The organism is Enterococcus sp. 4E1_DIV0656, assembly GCF_002140695.1.
Classification (GTDB): Bacteria; Bacillota; Bacilli; order Lactobacillales; family Enterococcaceae; genus Enterococcus_D; species Enterococcus_D entomosocium.
On sequence record NZ_NGLF01000001.1, the window covers coordinates 929,709 to 954,953 of the forward strand.

Annotated in this window: 29 protein-coding genes and 1 riboswitch; of the genes, 4 read left to right on the forward strand and 25 right to left on the reverse strand. The window is 45.9% G+C overall.

Annotated elements, in window-relative coordinates:
* Position 1 precedes the first annotated feature (1 nt).
* The 11 genes from rsmB to A5882_RS04395 form a co-directional block, all read right to left on the reverse strand.
* Complete coding sequence (gene rsmB, locus A5882_RS04345; protein WP_008381714.1) at positions 2–1,360, reverse strand: 16S rRNA (cytosine(967)-C(5))-methyltransferase RsmB; 1,359 nt, start codon at positions 1,358–1,360, stop codon at positions 2–4.
* The gene (gene fmt / locus A5882_RS04350; RefSeq protein WP_008381712.1) at positions 1,350–2,303 is read right to left on the reverse strand and encodes a methionyl-tRNA formyltransferase; all 954 of its coding nucleotides are present in this window, start codon (positions 2,301–2,303) and stop codon (positions 1,350–1,352) included. Before fmt ends, rsmB begins: the two co-directional genes overlap by 11 nt.
* A complete protein-coding gene (gene def, locus A5882_RS04355; RefSeq protein WP_005230314.1) occupies positions 2,296–2,787 on the reverse strand; it encodes a peptide deformylase in 492 nt (163 codons plus the stop codon). Before def ends, fmt begins: the two co-directional genes overlap by 8 nt.
* A gap of 10 nt (positions 2,788–2,797) precedes the next feature.
* On the reverse strand, positions 2,798–5,200 hold the full coding sequence (priA, locus tag A5882_RS04360; protein ID WP_016612055.1) for a primosomal protein N': 2,403 nt from the start codon (positions 5,198–5,200) through the stop codon (positions 2,798–2,800).
* Positions 5,201–5,328: 128 nt separating this feature from the next.
* Entirely contained in the window at positions 5,329–5,634 is a 306-nt protein-coding gene (gene rpoZ, locus A5882_RS04365; protein ID WP_005232977.1) for a DNA-directed RNA polymerase subunit omega, read from the reverse strand.
* A 5-nt stretch (positions 5,635–5,639) separates the two neighbouring features.
* Positions 5,640–6,254, reverse strand: coding sequence for a guanylate kinase (gmk, locus tag A5882_RS04370; RefSeq protein ID WP_005230308.1), 615 nt, complete (start codon positions 6,252–6,254; stop codon positions 5,640–5,642).
* Between the two features lie 124 nt (positions 6,255–6,378).
* Positions 6,379–6,660, reverse strand: a complete 282-nt coding sequence (locus A5882_RS04375; protein WP_086298906.1) for a hypothetical protein — start codon at positions 6,658–6,660, stop codon at positions 6,379–6,381.
* 13 nt (positions 6,661–6,673) lie between these two features.
* Positions 6,674–7,558, reverse strand: coding sequence for a YicC/YloC family endoribonuclease (locus A5882_RS04380; RefSeq protein WP_061053501.1), 885 nt, complete (start codon positions 7,556–7,558; stop codon positions 6,674–6,676).
* A gap of 27 nt (positions 7,559–7,585) precedes the next feature.
* Positions 7,586–7,801 carry a YdbC family protein gene (locus A5882_RS04385; RefSeq protein ID WP_005230288.1) on the reverse strand — a complete coding sequence of 72 codons (216 nt, stop codon included), beginning with the start codon at positions 7,799–7,801 and terminating at the stop codon, positions 7,586–7,588.
* Positions 7,794–9,458: a patatin-like phospholipase family protein gene (locus A5882_RS04390; protein WP_086298907.1), complete on the reverse strand. Its 1,665-nt coding sequence runs from the start codon at positions 9,456–9,458 to the stop codon at positions 7,794–7,796. The genes A5882_RS04385 and A5882_RS04390 overlap by 8 nt, the downstream gene beginning before the upstream one ends.
* 74 nt (positions 9,459–9,532) lie before the next feature.
* Positions 9,533–10,249: a class A sortase gene (locus A5882_RS04395; protein ID WP_005232974.1), complete on the reverse strand. Its 717-nt coding sequence runs from the start codon at positions 10,247–10,249 to the stop codon at positions 9,533–9,535.
* A gap of 231 nt (positions 10,250–10,480) precedes the next feature.
* Between A5882_RS04395 and A5882_RS04400 the strand changes: the two genes are divergently transcribed.
* Positions 10,481–11,269, forward strand: a complete 789-nt coding sequence (locus A5882_RS04400; protein WP_005232973.1) for a hypothetical protein — start codon at positions 10,481–10,483, stop codon at positions 11,267–11,269.
* Between the two features lie 54 nt (positions 11,270–11,323).
* Here the strand turns inward: A5882_RS04400 and thiT are convergent, their stop codons facing one another.
* The 7 genes from thiT to A5882_RS04435 all read right to left on the reverse strand — a co-directional run bounded on the left by thiT (position 11,324) and on the right by A5882_RS04435 (position 18,293).
* The gene (thiT, locus tag A5882_RS04405; protein WP_008381706.1) at positions 11,324–11,896 is read right to left on the reverse strand and encodes an energy-coupled thiamine transporter ThiT; all 573 of its coding nucleotides are present in this window, start codon (positions 11,894–11,896) and stop codon (positions 11,324–11,326) included.
* Positions 11,897–11,948: 52 nt separating this feature from the next.
* Positions 11,949–12,050: riboswitch (TPP riboswitch) on the reverse strand.
* A 181-nt stretch (positions 12,051–12,231) separates the two neighbouring features.
* Positions 12,232–13,206: a ribose-phosphate diphosphokinase gene (locus A5882_RS04410; protein WP_008381705.1), complete on the reverse strand. Its 975-nt coding sequence runs from the start codon at positions 13,204–13,206 to the stop codon at positions 12,232–12,234.
* A 116-nt stretch (positions 13,207–13,322) separates the two neighbouring features.
* Positions 13,323–14,696, reverse strand: coding sequence for a bifunctional UDP-N-acetylglucosamine diphosphorylase/glucosamine-1-phosphate N-acetyltransferase GlmU (gene glmU / locus A5882_RS04415; protein WP_034871957.1), 1,374 nt, complete (start codon positions 14,694–14,696; stop codon positions 13,323–13,325).
* Between the two features lie 177 nt (positions 14,697–14,873).
* Entirely contained in the window at positions 14,874–15,698 is an 825-nt protein-coding gene (purR, locus tag A5882_RS04420; protein ID WP_008381701.1) for a pur operon repressor, read from the reverse strand.
* A 151-nt stretch (positions 15,699–15,849) separates the two neighbouring features.
* The gene (locus A5882_RS04425; RefSeq protein WP_005230272.1) at positions 15,850–16,680 is read right to left on the reverse strand and encodes a metal ABC transporter permease; all 831 of its coding nucleotides are present in this window, start codon (positions 16,678–16,680) and stop codon (positions 15,850–15,852) included.
* Positions 16,653–17,333: a metal ABC transporter ATP-binding protein gene (locus A5882_RS04430; RefSeq protein ID WP_005232967.1), complete on the reverse strand. Its 681-nt coding sequence runs from the start codon at positions 17,331–17,333 to the stop codon at positions 16,653–16,655. The genes A5882_RS04425 and A5882_RS04430 overlap by 28 nt, the downstream gene beginning before the upstream one ends.
* Positions 17,334–17,345: 12 nt before the next feature.
* On the reverse strand, positions 17,346–18,293 hold the full coding sequence (locus tag A5882_RS04435) for a metal ABC transporter substrate-binding protein (RefSeq protein ID WP_139843240.1): 948 nt from the start codon (positions 18,291–18,293) through the stop codon (positions 17,346–17,348).
* 306 nt (positions 18,294–18,599) lie between these two features.
* Between A5882_RS04435 and A5882_RS04440 the strand changes: the two genes are divergently transcribed.
* Complete coding sequence (locus tag A5882_RS04440) at positions 18,600–18,779, forward strand: hypothetical protein (RefSeq protein ID WP_005232965.1); 180 nt, start codon at positions 18,600–18,602, stop codon at positions 18,777–18,779.
* A gap of 179 nt (positions 18,780–18,958) precedes the next feature.
* Here A5882_RS04440 and ispE read toward each other — a convergent pair whose 3' ends face one another.
* A complete protein-coding gene (gene ispE / locus A5882_RS04445) occupies positions 18,959–19,810 on the reverse strand; it encodes a 4-(cytidine 5'-diphospho)-2-C-methyl-D-erythritol kinase (protein ID WP_086298909.1) in 852 nt (283 codons plus the stop codon).
* 174 nt (positions 19,811–19,984) lie between these two features.
* On the opposite strand from ispE, the gene A5882_RS04450 reads away from it, so the two are divergent.
* Complete coding sequence (locus tag A5882_RS04450) at positions 19,985–20,392, forward strand: Hsp20/alpha crystallin family protein (protein WP_034871953.1); 408 nt, start codon at positions 19,985–19,987, stop codon at positions 20,390–20,392.
* 56 nt (positions 20,393–20,448) lie between these two features.
* On the opposite strand, the gene A5882_RS04455 is transcribed toward A5882_RS04450, so the two are convergent.
* From A5882_RS04455 to A5882_RS04470, 3 genes are all read right to left on the reverse strand, one after another.
* The gene (locus tag A5882_RS04455; RefSeq protein ID WP_086298910.1) at positions 20,449–21,204 is read right to left on the reverse strand and encodes a DUF6681 family protein; all 756 of its coding nucleotides are present in this window, start codon (positions 21,202–21,204) and stop codon (positions 20,449–20,451) included.
* An 8-nt stretch (positions 21,205–21,212) separates the two neighbouring features.
* Positions 21,213–21,647 carry a hypothetical protein gene (locus A5882_RS04460; protein WP_061053506.1) on the reverse strand — a complete coding sequence of 145 codons (435 nt, stop codon included), beginning with the start codon at positions 21,645–21,647 and terminating at the stop codon, positions 21,213–21,215.
* A gap of 181 nt (positions 21,648–21,828) precedes the next feature.
* Positions 21,829–22,380, reverse strand: coding sequence for a hypothetical protein (locus A5882_RS04470; RefSeq protein ID WP_061053507.1), 552 nt, complete (start codon positions 22,378–22,380; stop codon positions 21,829–21,831).
* A 124-nt stretch (positions 22,381–22,504) separates the two neighbouring features.
* Here A5882_RS04470 and A5882_RS04475 point away from each other — a divergent pair, with 124 nt between their 5' ends.
* Positions 22,505–23,017, forward strand: coding sequence for a type 1 glutamine amidotransferase domain-containing protein (locus A5882_RS04475; protein ID WP_008381689.1), 513 nt, complete (start codon positions 22,505–22,507; stop codon positions 23,015–23,017).
* 135 nt (positions 23,018–23,152) lie between these two features.
* Here the strand turns inward: A5882_RS04475 and A5882_RS04480 are convergent, their stop codons facing one another.
* The 3 genes from A5882_RS04480 to A5882_RS04490 all read right to left on the reverse strand — a co-directional run bounded on the left by A5882_RS04480 (position 23,153) and on the right by A5882_RS04490 (position 25,236).
* On the reverse strand, positions 23,153–23,452 hold the full coding sequence (locus tag A5882_RS04480) for a hypothetical protein (RefSeq protein ID WP_005232957.1): 300 nt from the start codon (positions 23,450–23,452) through the stop codon (positions 23,153–23,155).
* 175 nt (positions 23,453–23,627) lie between these two features.
* Positions 23,628–24,776 (reverse strand): mannitol-1-phosphate 5-dehydrogenase, encoded by a 1,149-nt coding sequence (locus A5882_RS04485; RefSeq protein WP_086372479.1) that lies wholly within the window; start codon positions 24,774–24,776, stop codon positions 23,628–23,630.
* 22 nt (positions 24,777–24,798) lie between these two features.
* Positions 24,799–25,236 carry a PTS sugar transporter subunit IIA gene (locus tag A5882_RS04490; protein ID WP_005230254.1) on the reverse strand — a complete coding sequence of 146 codons (438 nt, stop codon included), beginning with the start codon at positions 25,234–25,236 and terminating at the stop codon, positions 24,799–24,801.
* Positions 25,237–25,245: the final 9 nt, after the last annotated feature.

Sequence of the window (25,245 nt, forward strand, 5' to 3'; positions counted from 1 at the left end):
GTTACTTTTTGCGTAGACAACTGATAAAAAAGCCATCTGTCATAAAATCTTGCGGATAGATCGTCAACATATCCTCTTGAACAGCTTCGGCTGCCAGCGGTCCTACCGCAAGAGGCATTTGCTCAAATTCAGGATGGTCAGCGAGAAACGCTGCCACGACTTGTTGATTTTCTTCCTCTAGAATCGTACATGTGCTGTAGACCATTATACCCGATTTTTTCAAGGTTGGGGCGGCACTTTCCAAAATCTCTCGCTGAATCTGCGGCAAGCGTTGGAAATCGGCCTCCGTCTTGCTGTATTTGATGTCCGGCTTACGGCGCATCAACCCTAATCCAGAACAAGGGGCATCCACTAAGATGCGATCAAATTGTTCGGGGGCAAAGGTTTGAGCCGTCTCTCGGGCATCCATCACGCGGGTTTCCACAACTGCTTCTACGCCTAAACGTTGGGCATTTTGCTGAATCAGCTTAACTTTATGGGCATGGATATCCAGTGCTGTCACTTTGCCGCCCTCTGCGGCAGACAAGAAGGCAGCGATATGGGTCGTTTTGCCTCCTGGGGCGGCGCACGCATCCAATACTTGATGGTTCCGGGCTACTTGTAAAACGGGGGCAACCAGCATCGAACTTTCATCTTGGATCGTCAGTAAGCCTTCTTTGTAGAGGGAAGAGCCCGCCATAAAGCCTTTATCAGCCACAACCCCATAAGGGGAAAGCTCACTTGGTCGTGCGTCAATGCCTTCTTCTTGTAGCCGTTCGATCGCTGCTGCTTGCGAGATGCGCTGCAGATCGATACGACCACTGGCATGATTGGGTTCAAATAGGGCATAGCCTAGCTCACTGGTTTCTTCGATCCCAATTTGTTTGACTAGTTTCTTCGTTAGCCATAAGGGCAGGCTGATTTCCGTTGCTAAACGTTCCATTGGGTCTTTAATCAATGCCAAGTCTGGCACTCCTTGTCGTTGGATCGTGCGCAGCACGCCATTGACGAATTTACCAGTCCCCGGATTGCCTTTGGCTTTCGCAATATCCACGGCTTCATGAATGATGGCATGGGCGGGTACTTTATCGAGATACAGCATCTGATACAAGGAAAGCCGCAGCAGCGTTTTGACCCACGGGTCGACTTTGCGGGCATTTTTAATAAACCGGTCCAAATAATAATCCAATAAAAGCTGACGACTGATGGTGCCGTACACCAATTCAGTCAGTAAGCGACCGTCCTTGTCATTTAAACGCCCTTGATTCATCAATTCCCGCAGCAGTAGATTGGAATAAGCACCGCCTTTTTCGATTCGCAACAACGCTTCTAGTGCCACAAAACGCACTGTATATTGTATGTCTCCAAGATTACGCTTCATAGGTACCTACCTGATCCCCTTTTTGAATCTGTTGTCCACTGCCGTTTAAGAATGCGGCAATGTCTTGTCGGCCTTTTCCAGCTGGCTGCAATTCATCGATAGCCAATACCGTGCCTTCCCCACAAGCGATCAGCAACGTTTTTTTCGTCCGTTCAATGATCGTTCCTGGCTGGGCTGTCGTCGTTTGCTCCAGCGGTGTTACTTGCCAAAGCTTCCAGCGGTTGCCGTTTTGTGTCGTAAAGGCGATCGGCCATGGCCGCATGCCTCGGACTTGGGCATCGATTTGCACCGCCGTTTTCTGCCAGTCGATGGCTTCTTGTTCACGGCTGATATTCGGCGAGAAGGTTACTTTCGCTTCTTCTTGCGGAACCGGCTGCAACTCTCCTGACAAGATTTTCGGCAGGGTTTCCAGCAGCAAGTCTTTGCCCAGCAGGCTCAACTTATCAAACATCGTCCCCACATCATCTTGTGCCGTGATCGGCAAATGAGCTTGAGCAAAAATACCGCCAGCATCCATTTTTTTGATCATTTCCATGATGGTTACACCCGTTTCTTGCTCGCCTTCCATGATGGCATAATGCACAGGTGCTCCGCCCCGGTATTTCGGTAGTAGGGACGCATGAACGTTGATAGCGCCATACTTCGGTACTTCTAGTAAAGCACTAGGTAAAAATTGGCCGAAAGCTGCCGTGATCAGCAGATCAGGTGCTAAAGCTTGAATCTGCTCCATTTCTGGTGACCCACTGATTTTTTCTGGTTGTAAAACCAACAAGCCATGCTTCAACGCCGCTTCTTTGACGGGTGTCGGAGTGATGGTTTTTTTGCGACCGACGGGACGATCCGGCTGTGTCACGACTGCTGCCACTTCATAGCCGGCTTCAAGCAAGCCTTCTAAAATTGGGACGGAAAACGCCGGGGTACCCATAAAGACGATTTTAGTCATTTTCATGTTCCTCCATATACTTTTCTAAGTCTTCTTCAGGAATGCGTTCGACGAGCTTGTCGACAAACAGCACGCCATTTAAATGATCGATCTCATGCTGCATCGCACGCGCCAAGTAACCGAATGCTTCCACTTCCATTTCTTCTCCTTCTCGATCGAAATAGCGGACAGTGATCTCGTCTGCTCGTTTGACGGTCCCAAAGGTGTGGGGAATACTCAAGCAGCCTTCCACATCAAGGGATTCACCAGAAGAAGCGATGATCTCAGGGTTGATCATTTCAAAGCGATCGTCTTCTTCGACTTCCACGATCGCCACTTGTAGGTTTTTGCCGACTTGCGGTGCGGCAATACCGATCCCGTCATGGGCGACCATCGTTTCATAAAGGTCGTCTAGTAGCTGAACGAGTTCATCGGTAATTACTTTGACGGGTTTTGCTTGCCGACGAAGACGTTCATCGGGGGTGATAATAATAGGATAACGCATATTTTCTCCTCTAAATAAAATTCAACGGCTCTTGGTCAATCGATACGTACAATCCTTTGCGCTGATCGATTTGACTTTGATCCAACAGACGGGTCAACAAAGCAGGTAGCTGCGGTTCATTTTTGTATTTAATGATCAATTGGTAGTAATAACGGTTTTTCACCCGCAAAATCGCACTTGGTGCCGGACCCAACAAAATACTGCGCGGTGACAGCTCCTGCTGCAGATCCCGCGCGATCGCAAACATCTTCTGAGCGGCGACTTGCTCTTCGGGATGGCTGCAGGTGATTTTGACGGTGAAATAATACGGTGGATAACCGCTTTGGTGCCGCATCCACATCTCTTTTTGATAGAAATCTTCGTAGTCTTGCGACTGCGCCAACTGGATGGCATAGTGCTCAGGGTTGAATGTTTGGATCACCACTTCGCCGGTTTTTTCCGCCCGACCTGCCCGACCACTGACCTGAGTCAGCAGCTGGAACGTCCGTTCACTCGAACGAAAATCTGGCAAGTTCAAGGCCGTATCGGCATTCAAGACCCCTACCAGCGTGATATCAGGAAAATCCAAGCCTTTGGCGATCATTTGAGTCCCTAACAAAATATCCGCTTTTTTCTCCCCAAACAAGGTCAAGATTTTTTCGTGGGCGCCTTTTTTGCGGGTGGTATCGACATCCATCCGTAAAACCCGCGCTTCGGGAAACAGTTCCTTCAACTCTTCTTCCACTTTTTGCGTGCCCGTTCCGTAATAACGAATCTTGTCTGCATTACAGTTGGGGCAACGATGGGGGATGTGTTCTTCATGTCCGCAATAATGACAGCGCATCGTTTTGGTATCCATATGGAGCGTCAAGGAGATGTCGCAATTTGGGCAAGGCAAAACATACCCACAATCGCGGCACATCACGAAGGAAGAGTAGCCGCGCCGATTCAGCAGCAAGACGATCTGTTCTTTCCGGGCCAAGCGGTCTGTGATTTTTTCCTGTAACGGACGAGAAAAAGTTTGATACTTTTTATTAGCAAATTCGGTACGCATATCCACGACTTCGATCTGCGGTAATTGCGCACTGGTTTTTGCCCGCTGATTCAATTTCAATAAGCGGTAGACTTCTTTTTGGGCCCGAGCACGAGATTCTAATGACGGCGTCGCACTGCCTAACACCACTGGACAGTGATGGTACTGGCTGCGCCAAATCGCTAAATCTCTCGCATGGTAACGAGGGGCTTCATCTTGCTTGTAGGAAGCTTCGTGCTCCTCATCGACGATGATGACCCCGATGTTTTTCAACGGAGCAAAAATCGCCGAGCGGGCGCCAACCACCACCTGCGCCTCCCCACGTTCGATCTTACGCCATTCATCGTATTTTTCACCTTGGGACAAGCCGCTGTGTAAAACAGCCACTGCGTCGCCGAGACGGCTTTTAAAGCGTTCGACCATTTGCGGGGTCAAAGCGATCTCCGGTACGAGCATGATCGCAGTTTTGCCTTGTTTCAGCAATTGGGCGATCGCTTGTAGATAGACTTCTGTTTTTCCACTGCCGGTGATCCCTTCCAGTAAAAAAGTCTGCGCCTCTTGGTTATCCGCACAAGCAGTGATTTGCGCTACTGCAGCTGCCTGTTCTTCATTTAATTCAAGGGGGACCGTTTTTTGAAATTGACGGTCTTTGTAAGGATCACGGTAGGCTTCAACTTCCGTAAAGGTCAGCCAGCCAGCTTCTTGCGCTTGGTTCAAAGCCGCGGTGGAAATCCCTTGTTCGGTAAAAAAGGAAACCGGCAAGCGGGCTTCCTCTGTCAAAATCTGTAAGATTTCCAGCTTGCGTTTGGCCCCTTTGCGCAGCTGTTGCTGGACGGCGGGGATTTCTGCTGGCTCGATCTTGCGTTCAATGTAACGGGTCATTTTCGCTTTGTTTTTATTTTTCACGAGATACTGCAATTCAACTACTGCGGCTTCCCGCAAAGGCTTCAACTGCGGCAGCAGCCCTGCACTTTCGGCGGCTTGCCAGCTGAGGATGCCGTCTTCGGGAAAATATTCTTTGATGGGATGATTTCCTTCGAGTAAAACGATCTGCTTTTGGTACTCGGCTTTCATCACACTAGGCAGCATCGTCTGCAAGCAAGTAATCTTAAAGGCAAAGGTCGTTTCCTTCATGTAGTCGGCTAATTGGAGAAGTTCTTCATTGACGACAGGCGACAAATCCAACAAACGAACGATTGGTTTTAAGGTCTGTTGCGGTTCGGCAACTTCTGAAAGCCCGACGACGAACCCTTGGATATGACGGTCACCTTTGCCAAATGGCACTTCGACCCGCATTCCTGTCTCAATGGCGGCTTGTAATTCTGATGGGATCAGATAAGTAAAAGGCTGATCGGTCTGCATCGTGGGAACATCCACGATCACTTCTGCTATGTACGCCATCTCTTCTCCTCCTTTTAGGTTCTATTTTACTAAATGGGCTGGGGTTTGTCTGTACCCCTTACAAAAATTTAACCATCGCCATTCAAAAGAAAAAGCCAGAACACAGGCGTGCTCTAGCTTGCTTTTGTCTATAGCTTTTGTTCGTCGCGGATACGCGCTTCTAATTCTTTTTGTTCTTGGTCTTTTTGCGCTTTGCGCTCTTCTTGTTCCATTTTCAAACGGGCCCGTTTGATTTCCGGATGCGGATCATTAACGACTAATTCCGCTTCGATTTCTTCAAGCGCTTGACCCACGCTTTTCACTGAATCAAAGTTTTCTAATGTTGCTTGCGCACCGGCATCAAGTTCATGCGCCCGTTTGCTTGCTAAGATCACTAATGAATATTTTGAGTTGACACGATCCAACAAAGAATCGATTGAAGGTTTTAACATCATATTTCTTACAGCTCCTCTAACATTTTGATATAGGTTCCGATCACTCGGTCAACGCGAAAATGTTCACTCGAAATAATTTCGCGAATTCGTTGGACTGCCTTAGGTACTTCATCATTGACAACGGCATAATCATATAAAGCCATCATTTCGATTTCTTCACGGGCGACACGCATCCGTTCATCGATCACTTCGGCAGAGTCGGTTCCTCTTCCTGTAATACGAGAGCGTAATTCTGCCAGATCAGGTGGCGTCAGAAAAATAAACACACCATCGGGAACTTTGTCTTTTACTTGTTTTGCCCCTTGCACTTCGATCTCTAAAAATACATCTTTTCCTTGATCCAGTGTTTGTTGGACATAAGATAATGGTGTGCCATAATAATTGCCGACATATTCGGCGTATTCCAGCATTTCACCGGCTTCGATCAAGGCTTCAAATTCTTCCCGCGTGCGGAAATAGTAATCGACCCCTTCCACTTCCCCCTCGCGTTTTTGACGAGTGGTCATTGAAACGGAATATTGAAAATCGTTGTCGTCACTCTCAAAAATTGCTTTGCGCACGGTCCCTTTCCCTACTCCGGAAGGTCCTGATAAAACTATAAGTAATCCTCGCTCTGACATAATGACGTCCTTTCACTGACATTTGCTTAACGTCTATTTTGCACTTTTTTTCAGCAACTTTCAAGAACTACTTTATTATAATGGGAATTTCATGAAATTGCTAGTCTACACTTCGGCTGCTTTCTTAAAAGCCCATGTTGCTTAAGGTATTGATGACCCCTGCTAATTCGTCTTTGGCAGTGATCGCTTTTTCGGTCGGATCCGTCACTTCTTGGCAATCGATACGCACGATGTACCGACGATTTAAAGAAACAGCTACGCCATCAACTAGTAGATGAAGAAAATCCGGATCGATGGCTACGCAGGCATCTTCCCACGCAGAGAAATTCTCTTTATCAGAGGGAATACTGCGCTTGATGACATTTTTTCCGCTCAGTTCGTGAAAGGTGATATCGTAATATTTCATTGGTTCATTCCTCCTACTCGATGTTTTGAACTTGTTCTCTGATTTTCTCAATGATCGTCTTCATTTGGACGACACTGTTTTTGATTTGGATCGGACTCGATTTTGAACCAATCGTATTGACTTCCCGGTTCATCTCTTGGATCAAGAAATCCAGTTCTCGACCTATTGGTGTCTCGGCTGCCAGCAGCTCCGTCATCGTCGTTAAATGGATACTTAAACGATCCAGTTCTTCGTGGATATCGCCGCGTTCCAATAAAATCGCCAACTCTGTCAGTAAACGATCGCGATCGACTTCTTCCCCTAAATAAGCAGTCAGTTTCTTTTCAAAGCGTTCTTGGTAGTCCGCCTCATAGAGGGCCACGAATTGTTTGAGTTCTGTCAGCTTTTCCTGCAGCTGTCGCTGGTTTTCTTGTAAGATCTGCAGAATGCCTTGCCCTTCCACCCAGCGGCTTTGGTCGATCGCTGCCAACGCTTGGTCTAATGCTTCCATCACGCCATCGGCTAAGGTGCTTTCTTCTGGCTCTTGATCAGAGATCGTTAGAAAAGCCTCATGGAGCAGGAATTGTTCCAGCAATGCTGCTTTTGGCAGCTCTGTCAGGTCAAAACGGGCGTTGGCTTCGGTATCGATCTCCTGCATGAAACGTTCCAGCAGGTCCCATTGGATCTCGATCTGTTTCGTATTTGCGGTTTTTTCTTTTAACGTCACATACAATTCGATTCGCCCCCGCTGGAGGGTCTGCTTGATCGACTGCCGTAAAGCACCTTCTAGAGGATTCAATTGTTTGGGCATTCGCAGCTGCAGGTCCAAAAAGCGCTGATTGACACTTTTGATCTCAATTTCGATCTGCACATCTGGCGTTTCTGCACTGCCTTTGCCAAAACCAGTCATACTTTTCATTTGATCACTCCTCACCGTTTTGCTTTCTTACATGGAAAGCAGGGCTTTTTTAAGTTCTGCAAATTCTTCATTGGATAAGGTCACGCCTTTGCCCATCTTCTCGTGCTCTGGGCCCCAATCTCTCAGATCAAATTTTGGCGGACGCCCATTCCAGCTCACCAAATTCAATTCTTTGCGCCAGCCTCTTTGATTTTCCGAAAGCACGGCGATCTCTTCAACGATTTCATACGAAAATTTATCCATTTTCTGCTCCTTTCAAAAGATAGTGACTATACGCTGCCATCAAAACAGTCAGCGGGTAACGCCGACGAATCTGCTGAAGGGCGGGCAGATTCAATTGCTGCGTCCGATAAAAAAAGAAAAAGCGGTTTTGCTCGGACAAGACAAAAAAACGGTCGCGATAATAGCTCAGCCACTCGGTGATCGACCAGGCATCGGCTTCTTCCACTGCCTTTAGCGCAATTTTTTCAGCTAAAGCCGTTAGCATCGTTTCCTGCTCATAAATCACCGTAGGCGCTAGATACAATACTTTCGCGGTACACTCTATCAGTATACGCCCCCACTGCTCAAATGGCACATCCTGTTGATAGAATTTACGCATTTTTTTCCAAAATTCTTTTTTCTTTAGTTCCTGATAAAGCAACGGGTCTGTCTGGCGTAGCTCTTTCAAAAAGCCCCGCCATAACGGCTGAAAATCAACCGTCTTTTCAAAGGTATACCAATGGCCTTGGTATTTGCCGAACACTTTCAAGGTTTCCAAATAGCCCAAGGTCATATTATCCAGCGAACGCTGGGCATCAAAAACCAAAAAGCTGCCTAAGGACCAAGGAGACCCTAACGAAAGTTGCGCAGTTTCTTCCGTCAAAACCGTCCTTTTATTGATGCCGGGTCCTTGGACATCCACGGTGATACATTCCGTTGCCCCCTGCTGTAGAGCGACATCGATGGGCAGGTTGTTGCGATAGCCGCCATCGATGTAATAGGCGTCATTAATTTTTTGCGCCTGCATCGCTGGATAAAATGAGGCGGATGCCAATAACCAATGCAGGTTTTCTTCTACTGCTGATGGATCAAAGGCATAAACCGTCTCCTTGAAATCTGGCAGACGAGTCGTACAGATTAGCAAATGACAAGCAGTTTGGCTGAATTTTTCTTGATCAAAGGTCTTTTGCAAAAGCTTTGCCAAGGGTTCGGTACTGGCGCCGTTGCTTTTGACCGCTTCACGGACCAGCGAGTTGGCTTGATTCATCAAATCCCGCAGTGTTTGGGCTCGTACCGAAGCAAGCGGATAGTGCAATACTTGCTCGCTGGAGATATTTGCCCATAAATCGACGGCCGCTTCCACATCGTTCATTAAAATCAAGGCACCATTCAAGGCACCGACGGAAGTTCCCGTGATCCATTCAAAGGTGATGCCCCGTTCTTGCAGCGCTTGCCAAACCCCGATTTGATACGCCCCATGAGCACCGCCACCGCCTAAAACCAGCGCCGTCTGATAAGATAGCGCTCTTTGATACCCTTGAGGGACCACCTGATACCCTTGCTGGATAAACCACTCAGCCAAGGGGGGCCGATGAGGAAGCTGCCACAAGACGGCTGCTACAAAGCGACTGCGGGCGAAGCTTTCTGTCACGGCCAGCAGTTGTTTCCAAGTAAACTCGGCGGCCGCTTCCACCAGCAGATTGGTGATAGTCAGTGTCTTTTGGTCAAAATCAAACTGCCCGGCAAGGTAAAAGCGGCCATAACGGCTGTCGATCTGCCAGCCCTGCTGCGCCATGTCGGCAAGAAATGTTCGTCGCGCTTTTGAGTGCGACTCAAAAAAGGAAAAGACCAGTCGGCTTTCTTGAAACCCTGCCCTTTGTGCAAGAAAATCGATCGAAGTCAGTTTTTTCACTTTCATCAAGACGCCTCCTTATGCAAAAAAGAATAGACGAATGACACGCCAGCTGCCGTACCACTCGAGCTATTCTTTGATTAAAATGTTCGTTGTGCCATGTTGAATGCTGCCAACATCTCATCCGTTGCTTCGTCGACAGGCGTTACAGATTCCAGATCACCTTGGATCACACGACGGGTGACACCGCCCATTTCCCCACAGGTGATCAGCGTGATCATTTTGCGGCCTTCTACTTCGTCAAGCAAATAAACATCGGTCGGGTCGACCCGCACAGAAGAAGTCGCAGTATACGTGTAAATATTTTCCAGATCGGTCACATAGATAGCCGCCCCGATCGCGACATCATCCAATGGTGTAAACAGGAGCTCTGGCGATTGAGCGCGATGGCTAGCTAACGCGTAATTGCCTTCCCCCATTTTTTGGGTGGGACTTAACGTACCAGCACCATACAGCAAGGCCTCGTTGGCCAAGCCTTTAAAAATCGGCAGATTGATCCCAACACTGGGAACCGCCACGCCGCCGATCACTGGCAAAGCTTTGTTGCTCAGCTGCGCCCGTAAGACTGCTTCTGAACTTGCCGGCTCCACGGCATCAAAATCAAAGGTCGCTTCCGCTTCCATATTTTTTTCGACCTCACTACGATCAATGGTGCCGACTGCGTATGCTTCACCTGTTTGTTTAATAAAATAATTTTTGATTTGATTATTAAAAATCAATGCTAAACCAATCAATAACAGCACAAGCAAAAAGAGATTGCTCAGCCAATTCGAAAGTCTGCTTTTCTTTTTTCTCATAGGTTCTCGTCTCCATTAGTTTCTTCTTTTATCATACCAAAATCCTCATAAAGACGCCAATTTTGGCCAGTTTTTTTACGAAAAGACAAGATTTGCCTTTTTTTGTCGAAAAAGGGAACTTAAAAATTGTTTTTTCTGTTATTTTGTAATATAACTTTAAACGAAAAGATACAAGCAATTTTCAGCGCTTTGTTGTAGAATGAACTTAGTATATAGGAGGGATCGATCGGCATGTCTAACACGATTTACGTACATATTGATACAACCAGCAATGCCGTCTTGACCCGCGGGCTTGCCCCCCAAGATTTTAACAAGAGCATCGTCCATCAGCCCAAGAATTTGCTCTTGCTTGATCCTTCCAGTGATTTCGGCGAATTCGACGGTCATACGGGCTTAAAAGTGATACGCGGAATGGAAGATGTCCAACTGTTTTTTCAGCAAATCAACAAAGGTCGCATTGCCGAAGAAATGAAGTGGATCGATTTTAATGATTACGAGATGGTCAAAGAATTGACGCCTTTAGAGATCTCCGAATTGTTATATTTTGGCCACATGAAGACACACCTCCACTCCCCTTTCTTTTACAAACTGCAAAATAACTTTGTTTTCTTTGACTTAAAAGATGCACGTTCCCGCGTTTATTATCGCTACTTAGATGAATATTACCGAATCTTGGCGGATCGGATCACCCGCATCGTCTTAGAAAAAATCAATGATCGCCTCTCCTTTTTTAAAAAAGCAACACCGGTGGAAAAACTCGATTTTAATTTGCTGAAAGAGTTGCGGGGAATCATGCAAGAAGGCATCGTCTTCTGTCTGACACAAGAACAACTGATCGATAAAACTTATACGATTCCGATCTATCTGTCAGAAGATGCTGGCTTGAAAAGCACATTGGTCAATCAAAAAGAGTTAGATCAAATTGCAGTTTTGCGCTACTCAGCCAGCAAAAAAAACTGGTCGTTGGAAATTGATCAAGAAGATTTGGCTTTTGGCTTTTTCGACAAAAAAATGTCTTGATGCTTCTCTTTTTCAAAGAGCATCAAGACATTTTTTATGATTTCATTTCTAAAACTACGCTTTCGGCACAAATAATTTCGGGGCTGCCTTAACTAAGAGACCTAATACAACGCCCACATAAACGATATTGATGATGACCGATGTTCCATTGAAGATCAAGGAATACAGATACGGGCTTTGTCCTTCTGGTGCGTACATTCCCCAGACAAAAACCCCTGCCCAATAATGCCAAAACCAACGGCTAATCACCGCCACGATGCCCCCTAAGACGACATACCACGTAACGGTTTTGCTGTTTTGACGGATCGCTTGCTGGATTTTATTAGCAAACAAGCCGCCCATCCCGCCAAAAGCAAAGGCAAAGGGATATTCAAAGATGATCTGTGGAACGGTGATAAAGTTACGCATGGCGCTACCAATCAAAATATTCAGCAAGCCCCACATAAATCCCGCCGTCATTCCCGGCAGCACCCCGCGACGATACGAATACAAGACCAAGGGCACGAGCCCTAGAGACAAGTCGATACTGGAATTGGCTGTCTGGATCGGGATATACGACAAGACGACCCCGATAGCAGCAATCATCGTTCCTTCCGTCCACACTTGCAGCGACATTTTTCGTTTCAAAAAAAACTCCTCCTTTAGAATCATCACAATTCACAAAGGAGAAGTGTTAGACACTTCAACTCGTCACAATTCCTACGTTCGCATGATCGAAACAGGTACGAAGGGTTTAGAGTACTCTCATTCTCAGCCTTTGCAGACTCCCCTTTGTGATTAGATTCTATTTTATTTTGTGCTTGCGTTTCGCAAGTCACTTTCAAGAATACCATAAATTGGTGAAAAGAAACATGACTGCGATCGTTTTTTCTAAAAACATCCTGAAACTCCTCAGAAAAAAACAACCAATGAGCGGTTAAAGACCGACCATTGGCTGTTGTTCTCATGCTTATGAGGCACGATTAAATTGATAATTTTGATTCAAACAGTGGACTTACTGGTTTGTTCTCATGGATTCGTTTGATCGCTTCGCCCATCAAGGCACCAACACTGATCTCATCGATTTTTTTCGACTTACGGTCTTCTGGCAAGTAAATCGAATCTGTCACAACTAGATGCTCAATGGCCGAATCTTCGATTCGTTCCAAGGCAGGTCCTGACAAGACAGGGTGAGTACATGAGGCGTAAACACTTTTGGCACCTGCTTGTTTCAACGCATTCGCAGCCAATGTGATGGTACCAGCAGTATCGATCATATCGTCGATCAAGACACAAGTTTTGCCTTCAACATGACCAATGATATTCATGACTTCCGCTACGTTGGCTTTCGGACGACGTTTGTCGATGATCGCGATTGGTGACTTAAGAAACTCAGCTAATTTGCGGGCACGAGTCACGCCACCGTGGTCTGGTGAAACGACTACGACGTCATCGCCTTGAATGCCTCTTTCCAAGAAGTAGTTGGCGATCAATGGTGCACCCATCAAGTGGTCAACTGGGATATCAAAGAACCCTTGAATCTGTGAAGCATGCAAATCCAGTGTAACCATACGGTTCGCACCGGCTTTTTCGATCATGTTTGCTACAAGTTTTGCGGTGATTGGTTCTCTTGATCGCGCTTTGCGGTCTTGTCTTGCATAACCATAATAAGGCATTACTACATTGATCGTCTTCGCACTGGCGCGCTTCAAAGCATCGATCATGATCAGCAATTCCATTAGGTTATCGTTTACAGGGCTGCTGGTTGATTGAATCACGTAGACGTGGGCACCACGAATACTTTCTTCAATATTCACTTGGATTTCACCATCGCTAAATTGTTTGACTGAACACTTACCTAATTCAACACCTACTGCAGCTGCGATTTTTTCCGCCAAAGGACGATTTGAGTTCAGAGAAAAAATCTTCAATCTTGGATCAAAATAATGATTTGACATGAGAACCTCCACTTTCTTTGCGTTCATCTAGAAAAAAATGACTCCTTTTTACTAGAATCTTCTTCCTAATAAATAGTAGTCATTTTTCCTTAAGAAATCAAGTCATTTCGCTATTTCTAATTTAGATAAGGTAACTTTTTCGCGTAATCCGCTTTATTTTCCTGACGGGCGCGGGCAATCGCCATACTGTGTTTAGGAACATCTTTGGTGATCGTTGAGCCAGCAGCGATCATCGTTTCCTCTTCGATGGTCAAGGGTGCAACCAGATTAGACCCGGAGCCGATAAAGCAATTGTCCCCGACAGTCGTTTTAAATTTGCTCTTGCCGTCATAATTAACAAAGACTACACCGCAGCCGACGTTGATGTTTTTGCCTAAGGTTGCATCACCGACATAGGACAAGTGTCCGACTTTGGTGCCTTCACCAATCGTCGCATTTTTGATTTCCACAAAGTTACCGATATGGGCATGGGCCAAAATTTCCGCATTGGGGCGAAGGTGGGCATTGGGACCGACATCGGCGCCATCATGAATGATGCTCTCCTCGATCGTCGATGCCTTGATCGTCACTTGGTTGCCGATCTTGCTGTCTTCAATTTCAGAAGCTGCCGTAATGACACAGTCTTCTCCGATCGTCGTCTGCCCTTTGATGATCACACCGGCTTCGATCAAGGTATCTGAACCAATCACAACGCCTTCGTCGATATAAGTCGTCGCCGGGTCGATCAAGGTCACGCCGTTTTGCATGTGTTGACGGTTGATCCGCTGGCGCATCAAGCGATTGGCTTCGGCTAAGGCGATGCGGTCGTTGACTCCTAAAGATTCATGGAAATCTTCGGTTTGATAAGCAGCGATGATTTTGCCGTCTTCCTTTAAGATCTCGATAATATCAGTCAAGTAGTACTCCCCTTGAGCATTGTCCGTATCTAATTTTGCCAAGGCGTCAAATAACAATTCATTGTCAAAGCAATACGTGCCTGTATTGATTTCTTGGATCAGTGCTTCTTCGGTCGACGCATCTTTTTGCTCGACGATTTTTTCCACGATGCCGACATGATCCCGTACGATCCGGCCATAGCCCGTTGGGTCTGCCGCTTGTGCCGTCAAGATCGTTGCCGATGCATTTTTCCCTTGATGGTAATCGAACAAGTTATTCAAGGTTTCCGTCGTCAATAACGGCGTATCCCCACTAATTACTAAGGTCGTGCCTTTTTTGCCCTTTAAAAATGATTCGGCTTGAACGACAGCGTGACCGGTACCTAATTGTTCGGCTTGTAAGGCGTAATTGGTGCGATCCCCCAGTTGCTCCTTGACCATTTCCGCCCCGTGACCAACGATCGTCACGATCTCTTCAGGATTTGTTTCCACCACTCGGTTCATGATGTGCTCCACCATTGGCTTACCGCAAACCGGATGTAACACTTTATATAACTTCGATTTCATGCGCGTGCCTTTTCCAGCCGCTAAAATTATTGCAAAACGTGCGTCCACGTATTCCACTCCTATCAATCTGAACGATTTTTGTTCATTGAATTTCCTATAAACAGTTTAGCCCAAGTACTTGTAAATTTCAACGATTTAAGGAATCCCCACCTAGACCAATCAAAAAAAGACTGGCAGCCGCCGTTCGAAAAACAGCTGCTTGCGCCAGTCTAAGAGCCACAAAAATCAGGCTTTTTTCTCAAAATAATTTCCCGGTACTACCGAGATCGTTTTGGTCTGGGTATCGACATCTTCAACATACAGCAGAGAGCTGTAATCGCTGATGGCCCGCTTGCCTTTGAATTTCGTTTCGGCAAAAACCGTAATACCGACTAATTCGGCCTCAAATTCTTCAATCAAGCTCTTCATTCCATTGACCGTGCCGCCGCCTTTCATAAAGTCATCGACCACCAATACTCTAGAGCCGCGCTTTAAGCTGCGTTTGGATAATTCCATTTTTTCGATCCGCTCTGAAGAACCAGAGACATAATTGACACTCACGGTCGAGCCTTCAGTGATCTTGGAATCACGACGCACGATCACGAAGGGAACATTCAAGTAGTAAGAGACTGCTTGAGCGATCGGAACTCCTTTAGTAGCAACGGTCATCACCGCATCGATTTGTTCGCCTAAATATTTGGAAGCGATGATGCGGCCGACTTGGCGCAGCAATTCCGGTTCGCCCAATAAGTCAGATAGATAGACATAGCCGCCAGGCAACAAACGGTCTTGCTCAGACAAGCGTTTTGCCAGCCCTTCAACGTACGCATATGCTTCTTCTTCAGAAATTTCAGGCACAAAAAAAACACCGCCAGCAGCGCCTGGCACGGTATCAAGAATGCCTGTTCCTCGTTCTTTAAAGGTCTTTTTGATAATAGATAAATCTTCGCTAATCGATGATTTTGCAGAGGCATATCGTTTAGAAAAGAAGGACAATGAAATCAATTCATGGGGATGATTCAACAAGTAATGTGTCATATCGATCAGTCGTTCACTTCGACGTATTTTCACACCGGACAACTCCTTTAGTTTATTCGCCTTATTATAAGGCTTTTTCGGGATAAATGCGAGCATTATCTGAAATATTGCTTATATCGTTCGGTTTTGATTAGAGTTTAAAAAAAAGAAACGAAAATTCTTCGTTTCTTTTTCATAAAGCCCTTTATTTGAGGCGTTGTTTTCGTTGCACGAGGATCACGATGCGTTTGATCAAATTGATTACTAAGAAAAGAGCGATAAAAACCAGCGTAATCGTCGCTCCCGGTGGTGTGTCCAAATAAAAGGAACTGGTCAAACCAGACATCATCCCAATCATGCCGATCACGACACTGATCAAAATCACCGCGTTGAAGCTTTTGCCTAAACGCATACTGATGGCAGCTGGTAAAACCATGATCGCAGAGATCAGCAATGCACCCGCAATCGGGATCATCATGGCGATTGCCACCCCCGTCAAGACATTAAAGAGCATCGACATCACTCGCACAGGCAAGCCATCGACATGAGCGGTATCTTCATCAAAGGTCAAAATGTACATGGGCCGTTTGAATAAGAAAAATAAAGCAAAAACGACTAAAAACAAAAAGCCTAAGATCCAAACTTGCTCTTGTGTGATCGTAACGATCGACCCAAACAAATACGATTGGATACTCGTTGCGGAGTTTCCACCGCTAAGGTTCATCAAGACGAGGGCTAACGCTAAACCGCCGGACATCAAAATGGCGATCGAAATCTCTGAATAACTGCGGTACAGTGTTCGCAAGTATTCCAAAATGATTGCGGCAATGACTACGATCAATAGCGTCGTCAAACTCGGATTTAGATTTAGAAAGAAGCCTAGTGCCACCCCTGCTAAAGAGACATGGGACAGCGTATCAGCCATCAATGACTGTCGTCGAATCACCAGAAAGACCCCTAGCATTGGTGCGATACCAGCAATAAAAATCGCCGCAAGAAAAGCTCTTCTCATGAATTCATATGAAAGCAGCGCCATGGTGAATCCTCCTTCCGCACTAAACGGATCTGACGGTCCGCATATTCTTTGATATCTTCGTGATCATGAGTGATCATCAAAATCGACTTGCCGTGGTCATGAGCATTGTGCCGCAGCAGTTCATAAAACAGATTGCGGGATTGTTCATCCATCCCCGTAGTCGGTTCATCTAAAATAAATAAATCAGGATCCGTGGCAAAGACCCGTGCCAAGCTGATCCGCTGTTTTTGGCCACCGGACAACTCACCGATCCGTTTATGACGCACGTCCCACATCCCGACGGCATCTAATGCACGGCGGACATGTTCATGGTCTCGTTTCGTCAGTCGCTTGAACCAACGATCTCTTGGGTAGCGGCCTGATTGGACCAATTCCAAAACGGTGCTGGGGAACCCGACGTTAAAGGAAGCAATCTGCTGAGGAATGTAGCCGATGCTTAATTTTTCACCAGCTGCATTCTTGGTCGCCAAGGTGACTGCACCTTTAGAAGGTTTCAACAAACCAAGGGTTGCTTTGATCAAAGTAGATTTTGCCGCCCCATTTTCGCCGGTCAAAATCACGAATTCGCCGTCTTCAACAAAGTAAGAAATGTCTTCCAAGACGGGCTCATCATCATAATAAAAGGTCAAATCTTTTACATCGATATAACGCACGCAGGCGCCTCCTTAGTGAATACTTTTTTGTAATGCTGCCAAATTGTCTTCCATTACAGACAGGTATGTTTCGCCGTTATCCATCTGCTCTTGCGTCAAGCTTTCTAATGGATTCAAGACCGCTAACTCCACGCCCGTTTCAGAGGCTAAGGTCTCAGCCACCTTCGATGAGGCATTTTCTTCAAAATAGATAACTTTGACTTGTTTTTCTTCCACATATTCTTTCAGCTCAGCCAACCGACTTGGCGTTGGTTCTTGATCGGGTGAAATGCCCGAAATCGATTCTTCGACTAAATCATACTGCCGTGCCAAATAGCCAAAGGCTGCGTGCTGCGTAACGAAGGTTCGTTGGGTCGCATCCTTTAATGCCGCTTGGTAGGCTTCATCTAAAGCAGAAAGCTTTTCGATATAGGCAGCCGCATTTTCCGTAAAGGTTGCCTTTTGCTCAGGAAACTTCGCAATCAGGTCATCGCGGATCGTTTCTACTTCTTGGATCGCTAAGACTGGGTCAGTCCAAACATGAGGGTCATACGTATGATCATGGCCTTCATGGCTGTCTTCGTCCTCGTGACCATGCTCTTCCTCTGTGCCTTCCACCAACTGAATGTTTTTGGCCGCTTCAATCACTGCTGTTTGCTCAGGATCGACGGAATCCGTCAAACTAGCAACCCAAGTTTCTAGCTCAGGACTATTGTAGACAAAGGCATCTGCATCCATAATTTTGGTCATATCTTTGGCACTTGGCTCATAGTCATGAGGTTCTGTTCCTGCAGGGATCAGCAAGGAGACATCCGCTGCCTCACCTGCGACTTCTTTCGTAAATTCGTACATTGGGTAAAAGGTCGTGACGATCGACAGCTTTTCTGCGTCACTCGATTGACTTGTCGCTTCTTGCTGCCCACAAGCGCCAAGAAGCACGCCCCCTAAAAGGAGTGCTGCAGTAAGTAAGATTTTTTTCATCGGGATTTCCCCTTCCATTTGCTGGCTCATCTTTTTATTTTAAAACGGAACAACTCCGTTTTGTTAGCAAAAGTTACTCTATCAAATGATTTCCGGTTCGTCAAGACAAATCGTACGTTTTACGATTTAAAACTTTTATTTCGAGATAAATCGGAAAACATAGGAGAAAACGTTCATTTGAAGCGGATTCTTCTCTCGGGAACATCGTCTTATTTTACACCGTTGGCCATGCGATTCCTTTGTGATAAATTGAAAAATTAGAGAGTAAGTAGGATAATAAGCTAAAAGCACTTGGAGGAAACGAAGATGAACGAATTTGTAACTGTGCCGCCAACTGTAAACAACAGCGAACTGCTGAATCGAATCGATTTACCAGAAGATCCTGCATCGCAGCAAACCGAAGAAATCCGCAAAACGATCGACAAACCATTGTATGAAGAAGACAAAAAGAAAAAATCCGCAAAGAAGCAGCACCAAAAAGAATAGCCTTTGCTTTAGGTAAAGAATCAGACCCCGACGTCTTTTTTTCGTCGGGGACTTTTGTGTAGGGCAGCTTCTAGATGCTTCCTCCCTACCTCAGCTGCCTTATTCTTTACTATTGAACTGGATTTTATAGAAGGAATGCAAAAAAACACAGGCGAATCCAGCCTGTGTCCTTGACTCATTCATTTCAATGTACGTACAAGATAAACCTCGTCGCAGAACCCTTTTAAGGCATTGTAGACCCGCTGTGCCCGTGAATATTTTTGACAAAGAGCAAAAACAGTCGGTCCGCTGCCGGTCATCAAGGCAACATCGGCACCATATTTCATCATGCGATCTTTGATCTGTTGGACGATCGGATACTTCGGGATCGTGATGGCTTCTAGGCTATTGCCCATGGCAGCGATCATAGCCGAGTAGTCTTCGGCTAAGACGGCGGCAGACAATGCTGCGATATCTGGATGGTGCAGTTGGTCTAGCTCGACTTCTTGAAAGATTTTCCCCGTTGAAACACTCAGACGAGGTTTGACTAAGATGACCCAACATTGCGGCATCGGCCGCAGCGGCGTCACCAGCTCCCCTTTTCCTGCAATATGAGCAGTGGTCCCATACAGACAATAGGGAACATCAGTACCAACTTCCATACCAATATCGATCAGCTCTGCCATGGAAAGATCCAAGTCCCAAAGGCGAACCATCCCCCGCAACGCTGCCGCACAATCCGTACTGCCACCCCCTAACCCAGCTGCCACCGGGATATTCTTGGTGATGCGAATGCGGATGCCTTTTTTGATACTATAGCGTTTTTTTAAAATACTGGCGGCCTGATAGACATTATTGCGTTTATCAATTGGTAAAAAAGCTTTGTTGGTTTCTACAATGATCTTATCTTCTGCTATCTCTTCCATTATCAGACGGTCGGCTAGATCAACACTAGACATCACCATTTCCAACTCATGGTAGCCGTCTGTTCTTTTCTCTAACACATCGAGACCGAGGTTGATCTTAGCTGGCGCTTTTTCAATAATCTCCATCTTCATTCATCCAATCATCTGATAGTTATTTAGTTCTATCATAGCAGATTCTTATAAGATAGTTGAGTGATTTCTCTTGTTTTTATGATTGTTGCCATTTTGGTTGCCCTTTGGCTTGGTTCCTCGTAAAATAGAGGTACCAACTCAATGGATAAAAGAAAGCGGGGGAACCACATGGCAAATTTGATTCCAAGAGATTTAGCAGGCGGCGAAGAACTATTAGGCAAATTAATGAACAGTTTTTGGCAAGAACGACAAATGAACACGGACATTAAAGAATACGAAGACAAGTATCTCGTTCAAGCAGATTTACCCGGCATCAAGAAAGAAAACATCCGCGTCAGTTACGTCAACAATACCTTGACGATTTCAGCGGCTCAAACGGAGACCACTGAAACCGAGGATGATTTCGGACATTATTTGCGCAAAGAACGCTCCAGCAGTGCCTATCAACGGACCTTCACCATCACAGACATTGATGACGAGTCCATCAAAGCAGTGTTTGAAGACGGCGTTTTGACCCTGACTTTACCGAAAGCTAGCTACAAAGACGCACCTGCAAAAAACATTCCGATCGAATAACCGAGATACCAAAAAGGCAGTCCCTTCAGAGAACGCTCTGGGGGAACTGCCTTTTCTTATTTGCGTGCTTGTCGTCGATATGCCTGTCTTGAGGTCTGTGGTTCTTCTTCGGAGACCTCTTTTTTGACGTACAATTTCAAACTGTAGGGTTCATGGTATTTGACATCATTTTTGACAAAATCACCGCCAGTGATAAATAAGCCCACTGGCTCTAAAGGTTGCTTGCCGGTCCATTGAATCGTGCCGACTTTCGTCATCTCCGTGTAGCTGGTCCCGATCTGCAATACGTACTCGTTTTTCCCTTGCTGTTTGACAAAATAGTAAGGGTACAAGGTATTTTTCGGGATCGTAAAGCCGTTGGATGACGGTTTGATCGCCAATTCTTCTTGAGCGATCAAGGTCTGCAAATGATTCGCCAATACCAGCTGATAGTCTTCTTCAAAATCGATCACCGCTTTTTCAGTCGTCAAACGATCAATGTCGGTGGTGCTGATAGTTTCCCCTTCAATATTGAAGACTTCATCCGGCAAGACTTTGACAAAGGTCTGAGTGACATCGAACTTCATATTTTTATTCAAGAAATAATAGAAGATATTCAGTACCCAAAAATAGACTAAGACCAAAAAGCCGATCGTATAAAGGATCGCTTGAAAATAGTTTTGGTTCGCAAACATTCCATAGACGATCCGCAAAATATACGCCGTTGGAATGATACTGAGGATGGTATAGGCGCGATTCAAGTATTTGGGACTGATGTCAAGATAGCCCAAAAATTTGTGGATGCCGTTGATTAAATCTAAAATAAGCGTCATTTTCTCACCTACTCATTTCCTTGATTCTCATCCATGATCCCTTGTGGATCTGGCGTGGTTTCTTCACTTGAAGAAGGCGTTTCTTGATTGTTTTCCGGTGTCGCCGGTGAAACACTCTCATCGCTTGATGGTGTCGTTTCTGTCGGCACCGAAGAAGACGGGGTCGTTTCTGGTGTTACTACTTCACTGCTGGATGACGGTGTGTTCTGCTGGTCATCGTTCGTCGGTTGTGAGTCCGTGCTAGCAGGTGTTTGATTTTGACTGTCTTCCGTTATCGAAGACGGTGTGCTTTCACTTGGTGCTTGTTCGGTCGTTTCTGTCGTTTCCGTCGCACGACTTGGTTGGCGGTAACTGCCTGAATTCACCACGCCGGTGGCAGTGGCAATGATCGTTGATATCGTTAAAAGTGCAATTGGTTTTAAAATAGGCGGGACTTTTCGCATGATTCTCATCCTTTTCTTACCCGATTCTGCCCATCGGCAGTCTCGGTTCCTTCAGCCTCTTCTTACCTTTATAATCGTTTCTGACAAAAGGGTCAAGATTCCCGAGGCTTCTGTCGCAGGATTTAAAAAAAACTAAACATGTAACTGTTTTCACAAAAAATAACGACGACAGTTGCCGCCGCTACACAAGGTATTCATAAAACTTTTCAAAGGTCAGGTGCAACGTGCCATGGTAATCCCGTAAAAGGGCGGGCAATGCGATTACTTCTTCATGTTGGATCGGGGCATCGATTTGAATCACCGCTTGCTCATCATCCAGATAGTAGGAACTAAACAGCTCATCATCGGTGATTTCTTCTAATTGATTGGTCAGCTCTTCATAAAACTTTTCTACGATCGGTTCTGCCAACTCATCAAAGACCGGCTGCAAGGCTGCCTCTACAGCTGGAAAAGGCTGTGCGAGTAATTGCTGTCCGCTGAGGGAACGCCGGGTATTCTCATAGGTCAAATAAAGCAGGTCGAAATAATCCTCTTCTTCCCCGATCGCTTCTAGCGTCAAAAGGGCTTTTTCTACCAATGAAACCAAGGACGAGGATACCTCTTGATGCATCACCGCATCGACTTTTTCAAATAGTTGCTGTTTCTCGATGACAAATGTTTCTTCCATAAAAGTGAATTCCGCTTTTTCAAAGCAAAGGGGGGTATCAGAGATAAATAGTTGGATCGTTGCCATGGCGTTGCCTTCTTTCTTTTTCAAGCTGCAGACAAACAGATGATTTGTCAACAGCGAAAATCTTCGTTAGCATAAATAATAGCAGGTGAACAAATTGTTCATCAAGTAATAAGGAGGAGATCGAATGAGTAAAGTTGCTGTTATTGTCACTGATCTAGTTGAAGATGTTGAATTGACGTCACCAAAAGAAGCACTGGAAGCGGCCGGACATGAAGTAGTCGTTATTAGTAATGAAGGCGCCGAGACCGTAAAAGGCAAACAAGGTGGAACGTTTCCCGTTGATGCGGCCATCGATACGATCGATCCCGCCAGTTTTGATGCTTTGTTGATCCCAGGCGGTTTCTCCCCTGACCAATTACGGACCGATGAGCGCTATGTGTCATTGACGAAAGACTTTTTGACATCTGATCGTCCCGTCTTTGCCATTTGCCACGGCCCACAACTGTTTATCCAAACAGGACTGACGAAAGATTTGACCTTGACGGCTTATGATTCTGTGCGACCAGATTTAGCCTACGCAGGTGCCACTGTCAAAGATGAGCCCGTCGTGATCGACGAAACCTATCGGTTGATCACCAGCCGAAACCCAGATGACTTAGATGCCTTCAATCAAGCCATTACCGAGGCATTGAACTAACCACGAATAAGACTTGGTTTCTTAGAGAAAAAAAGCCGCCAGTTGCAGCGTTCGATCCTTCGTATCGATCGAGCTGCAGCTGAGCGGTTTTTTCTTGCGTAGCTTTTCAGTTTTCAGTGAATGGCTTTTTTCCTGTTACTCGTCAGAGGGCAACTCAAAACCATCGAAGGTCTCGCCATCATAGTAGCGCAATAATTCTTCCGTCGATAATAAGGAAGACGTCATTTCTTCCTGCGCCTCATTGACCTCTCGAAGTTGGGCAAGGTAAGCCGCGTAGGCTTCTGCCAACTGCCGGTAAACAGCTTGCCGCGATGTTCCTTCCCCTTGGATCGTCGGCAATTCACGGATAAAGGCCCGATAGACGGGGCGGTTTTCCTGCCATTCGATCGGCAACTCAATTACTTGAAGCTGGGCTTCTTCAAACCATCGTTCCATTGCTCTCCCTCATTTCTTTTCTTATTATCGTCAAGTTGGCAGCAAAGGTCAATCGGTGAGCCAAAAAACACAGAACAAGCGTTGAAAGAAATTGACCTATCCGCAAAAGCTCGCTTGTTGGGCTAGCTTTTACGGATGCGGCAATTTATCTGCTTGTTCTGTGTTTTACTCGTTTTTATGCGGCAACATACGCATATTTTTCAATGTTTTGTCGGATCGTTTCAATCATGTCTTCATCTTGCAAGCCTGTGATTTCTGCAATGACTTCCGGTAGTGATTTTTCATCCAAAAGTGCTTGCAATTGTTGGCTTTGCTCATCTTCAGGGTCTTTGTAGTTGAAGATCATGCCGATCGTTTCATAGAGATGATCTGGCTGCATATTGCGTTTTTCTAACTCAAGGACTGGTCGGATAAAGCGTTCTTCGGTCCCTAATTTGCGGACAGGTGTCCGTGCCACCCGATTGATGGCATCGGAAATGTGTTTGTTTTTAAAGCGTTGGATGATTTTTTCGATATACCGTTCATGTTCTTCAGGATCAAAAGCCCATTTCTCAATTAAAAGCCGGCCAGTTTCTTCGAGAACGGATTTTAATTGGATCACCACTAAATGGTCCTGCATCGCTTCATCGATCGTCTGATAGCCTTGGAGGGCGCCTGTGTACGCTACCGTGGCATGACCCGTATTGACACTGAATAATTTCCGTTCAATATACGGTTCCAGATCCGCCACATAATGGACCCCTTGCAGATGGATCGAGGATTTCATCCCTGACTCTTGGATCACCCATTCGCAGAAGGGTTCTACTTGAACGAATAAGGGATCTTCATGGTGCTGCAGCGGTACGATGCGATCCACCGCTGCATCTGGAAAACCAACCGTCGCTTCCAACGCTGACCAATCCGCAATGTATTTTTGCACTTCGCTTTTTAAAAAGGTCGATCCGCCGATCATATTCTCACAGGCGATCACATCAATGGCTGGCTTGTCTGGGTGTTGCTGACGTGCTTCTAAGCCTTTGGCGATCAGCTCAGCAATATGCGGCAAAATGTTGGGACCAATGGCGGTCGTAAGGATGTCTGCCTCGGCGATCGCTTGGATCACCGCTTCTGGTTCTTTGGCATTGTTCAATCCTGTCACATGCTCGATGTGGATCTGTTCTTGGGTCTCATCGGCTAATTCGATGGTATACCCTTGTCTTGCTTTTAAGGCGTCAATGATCGTTTCATTGACATCAATAAATGTGATTTCAAAGTTGTTGGCAGCCAATATCTCGCCGATAAAGCCGCGACCAATATTACCTGCACCAAAGTGAACTGCCTTCATGTCTTGTCTCCTCCTTAAATCCTTATGCTACGGTCAAACTTTGGGCGATTTCTTCTTTATCTAAGGCATCCGCCAATTCGACAACGTTATCGATATCGCTGCAAAAGAGGGCGATTTGTTGGACCAATTGCAGATGATCTTCCCCTTTGCCCGCGATACCAAAAAGGACGGTGACGATTTTTTCTTCGTCCGCTGTACCGAAATTCACGCCATCAGGCACTTGCACGATACAGATACCTGATTTTTTGACGTATTTTTTGGCTTCATCCGTACCGTGAGGAATCGCAATAAAGTTCCCCATATAGACTGAGAGCATCTCGTCACGCTCAAGCATGGCTTCGACGTATTCTTTTTCCACACAGCCTGCCGCCAGCAGTTTTTCGCCGCAGTAACGAATGGCTTCTTCTTTGGTCGCAAATTGTTTGTTCAATTCAATCATGTCTTTTTCTAATACTTGCATTCGGCTCAT

Excerpts from the sequence above, each read along its gene's own strand:
- rsmB (WP_008381714.1), bottom strand. The coding sequence starts at position 1,360 with ATGAAGCGTAATCTTGGAGACATACAATATACAGTGCGTTTTGTGGCA.
- fmt (WP_008381712.1), bottom strand. The coding sequence starts at position 2,303 with ATGACTAAAATCGTCTTTATGGGTACCCCGGCGTTTTCCGTCCCAATT.
- def (WP_005230314.1), bottom strand. The coding sequence starts at position 2,787 with ATGCGTTATCCTATTATTATCACCCCCGATGAACGTCTTCGTCGGCAA.
- priA (WP_016612055.1), bottom strand. The coding sequence starts at position 5,200 with ATGGCGTACATAGCAGAAGTGATCGTGGATGTTCCCACGATGCAGACC.
- rpoZ (WP_005232977.1), bottom strand. The coding sequence starts at position 5,634 with ATGATGTTAAAACCTTCAATCGATTCTTTGTTGGATCGTGTCAACTCA.
- gmk (WP_005230308.1), bottom strand. The coding sequence starts at position 6,254 with ATGTCAGAGCGAGGATTACTTATAGTTTTATCAGGACCTTCCGGAGTA.
- A5882_RS04375 (WP_086298906.1), bottom strand. The coding sequence starts at position 6,660 with ATGAAATATTACGATATCACCTTTCACGAACTGAGCGGAAAAAATGTC.
- A5882_RS04380 (WP_061053501.1), bottom strand. The coding sequence starts at position 7,558 with ATGAAAAGTATGACTGGTTTTGGCAAAGGCAGTGCAGAAACGCCAGAT.
- A5882_RS04385 (WP_005230288.1), bottom strand. The coding sequence starts at position 7,801 with ATGGATAAATTTTCGTATGAAATCGTTGAAGAGATCGCCGTGCTTTCG.
- A5882_RS04390 (WP_086298907.1), bottom strand. The coding sequence starts at position 9,458 with ATGAAAGTGAAAAAACTGACTTCGATCGATTTTCTTGCACAAAGGGCA.
- A5882_RS04395 (WP_005232974.1), bottom strand. The coding sequence starts at position 10,249 with ATGAGAAAAAAGAAAAGCAGACTTTCGAATTGGCTGAGCAATCTCTTT.
- A5882_RS04400 (WP_005232973.1), top strand. The coding sequence starts at position 10,481 with ATGTCTAACACGATTTACGTACATATTGATACAACCAGCAATGCCGTC.
- A5882_RS04410 (WP_008381705.1), bottom strand. The coding sequence starts at position 13,206 with ATGTCAAATCATTATTTTGATCCAAGATTGAAGATTTTTTCTCTGAAC.
- A5882_RS04425 (WP_005230272.1), bottom strand. The coding sequence starts at position 16,680 with ATGGCGCTGCTTTCATATGAATTCATGAGAAGAGCTTTTCTTGCGGCG.
- A5882_RS04435 (WP_139843240.1), bottom strand. The coding sequence starts at position 18,293 with ATGAAAAAAATCTTACTTACTGCAGCACTCCTTTTAGGGGGCGTGCTT.
- A5882_RS04440 (WP_005232965.1), top strand. The coding sequence starts at position 18,600 with ATGAACGAATTTGTAACTGTGCCGCCAACTGTAAACAACAGCGAACTG.
- ispE (WP_086298909.1), bottom strand. The coding sequence starts at position 19,810 with ATGGAGATTATTGAAAAAGCGCCAGCTAAGATCAACCTCGGTCTCGAT.
- A5882_RS04450 (WP_034871953.1), top strand. The coding sequence starts at position 19,985 with ATGGCAAATTTGATTCCAAGAGATTTAGCAGGCGGCGAAGAACTATTA.
- A5882_RS04455 (WP_086298910.1), bottom strand. The coding sequence starts at position 21,204 with ATGACGCTTATTTTAGATTTAATCAACGGCATCCACAAATTTTTGGGC.
- A5882_RS04460 (WP_061053506.1), bottom strand. The coding sequence starts at position 21,647 with ATGCGAAAAGTCCCGCCTATTTTAAAACCAATTGCACTTTTAACGATA.
- A5882_RS04470 (WP_061053507.1), bottom strand. The coding sequence starts at position 22,380 with ATGGCAACGATCCAACTATTTATCTCTGATACCCCCCTTTGCTTTGAA.
- A5882_RS04475 (WP_008381689.1), top strand. The coding sequence starts at position 22,505 with ATGAGTAAAGTTGCTGTTATTGTCACTGATCTAGTTGAAGATGTTGAA.
- A5882_RS04480 (WP_005232957.1), bottom strand. The coding sequence starts at position 23,452 with ATGGAACGATGGTTTGAAGAAGCCCAGCTTCAAGTAATTGAGTTGCCG.
- A5882_RS04485 (WP_086372479.1), bottom strand. The coding sequence starts at position 24,776 with ATGAAGGCAGTTCACTTTGGTGCAGGTAATATTGGTCGCGGCTTTATC.
- A5882_RS04490 (WP_005230254.1), bottom strand. The coding sequence starts at position 25,236 with ATGCAAGTATTAGAAAAAGACATGATTGAATTGAACAAACAATTTGCG.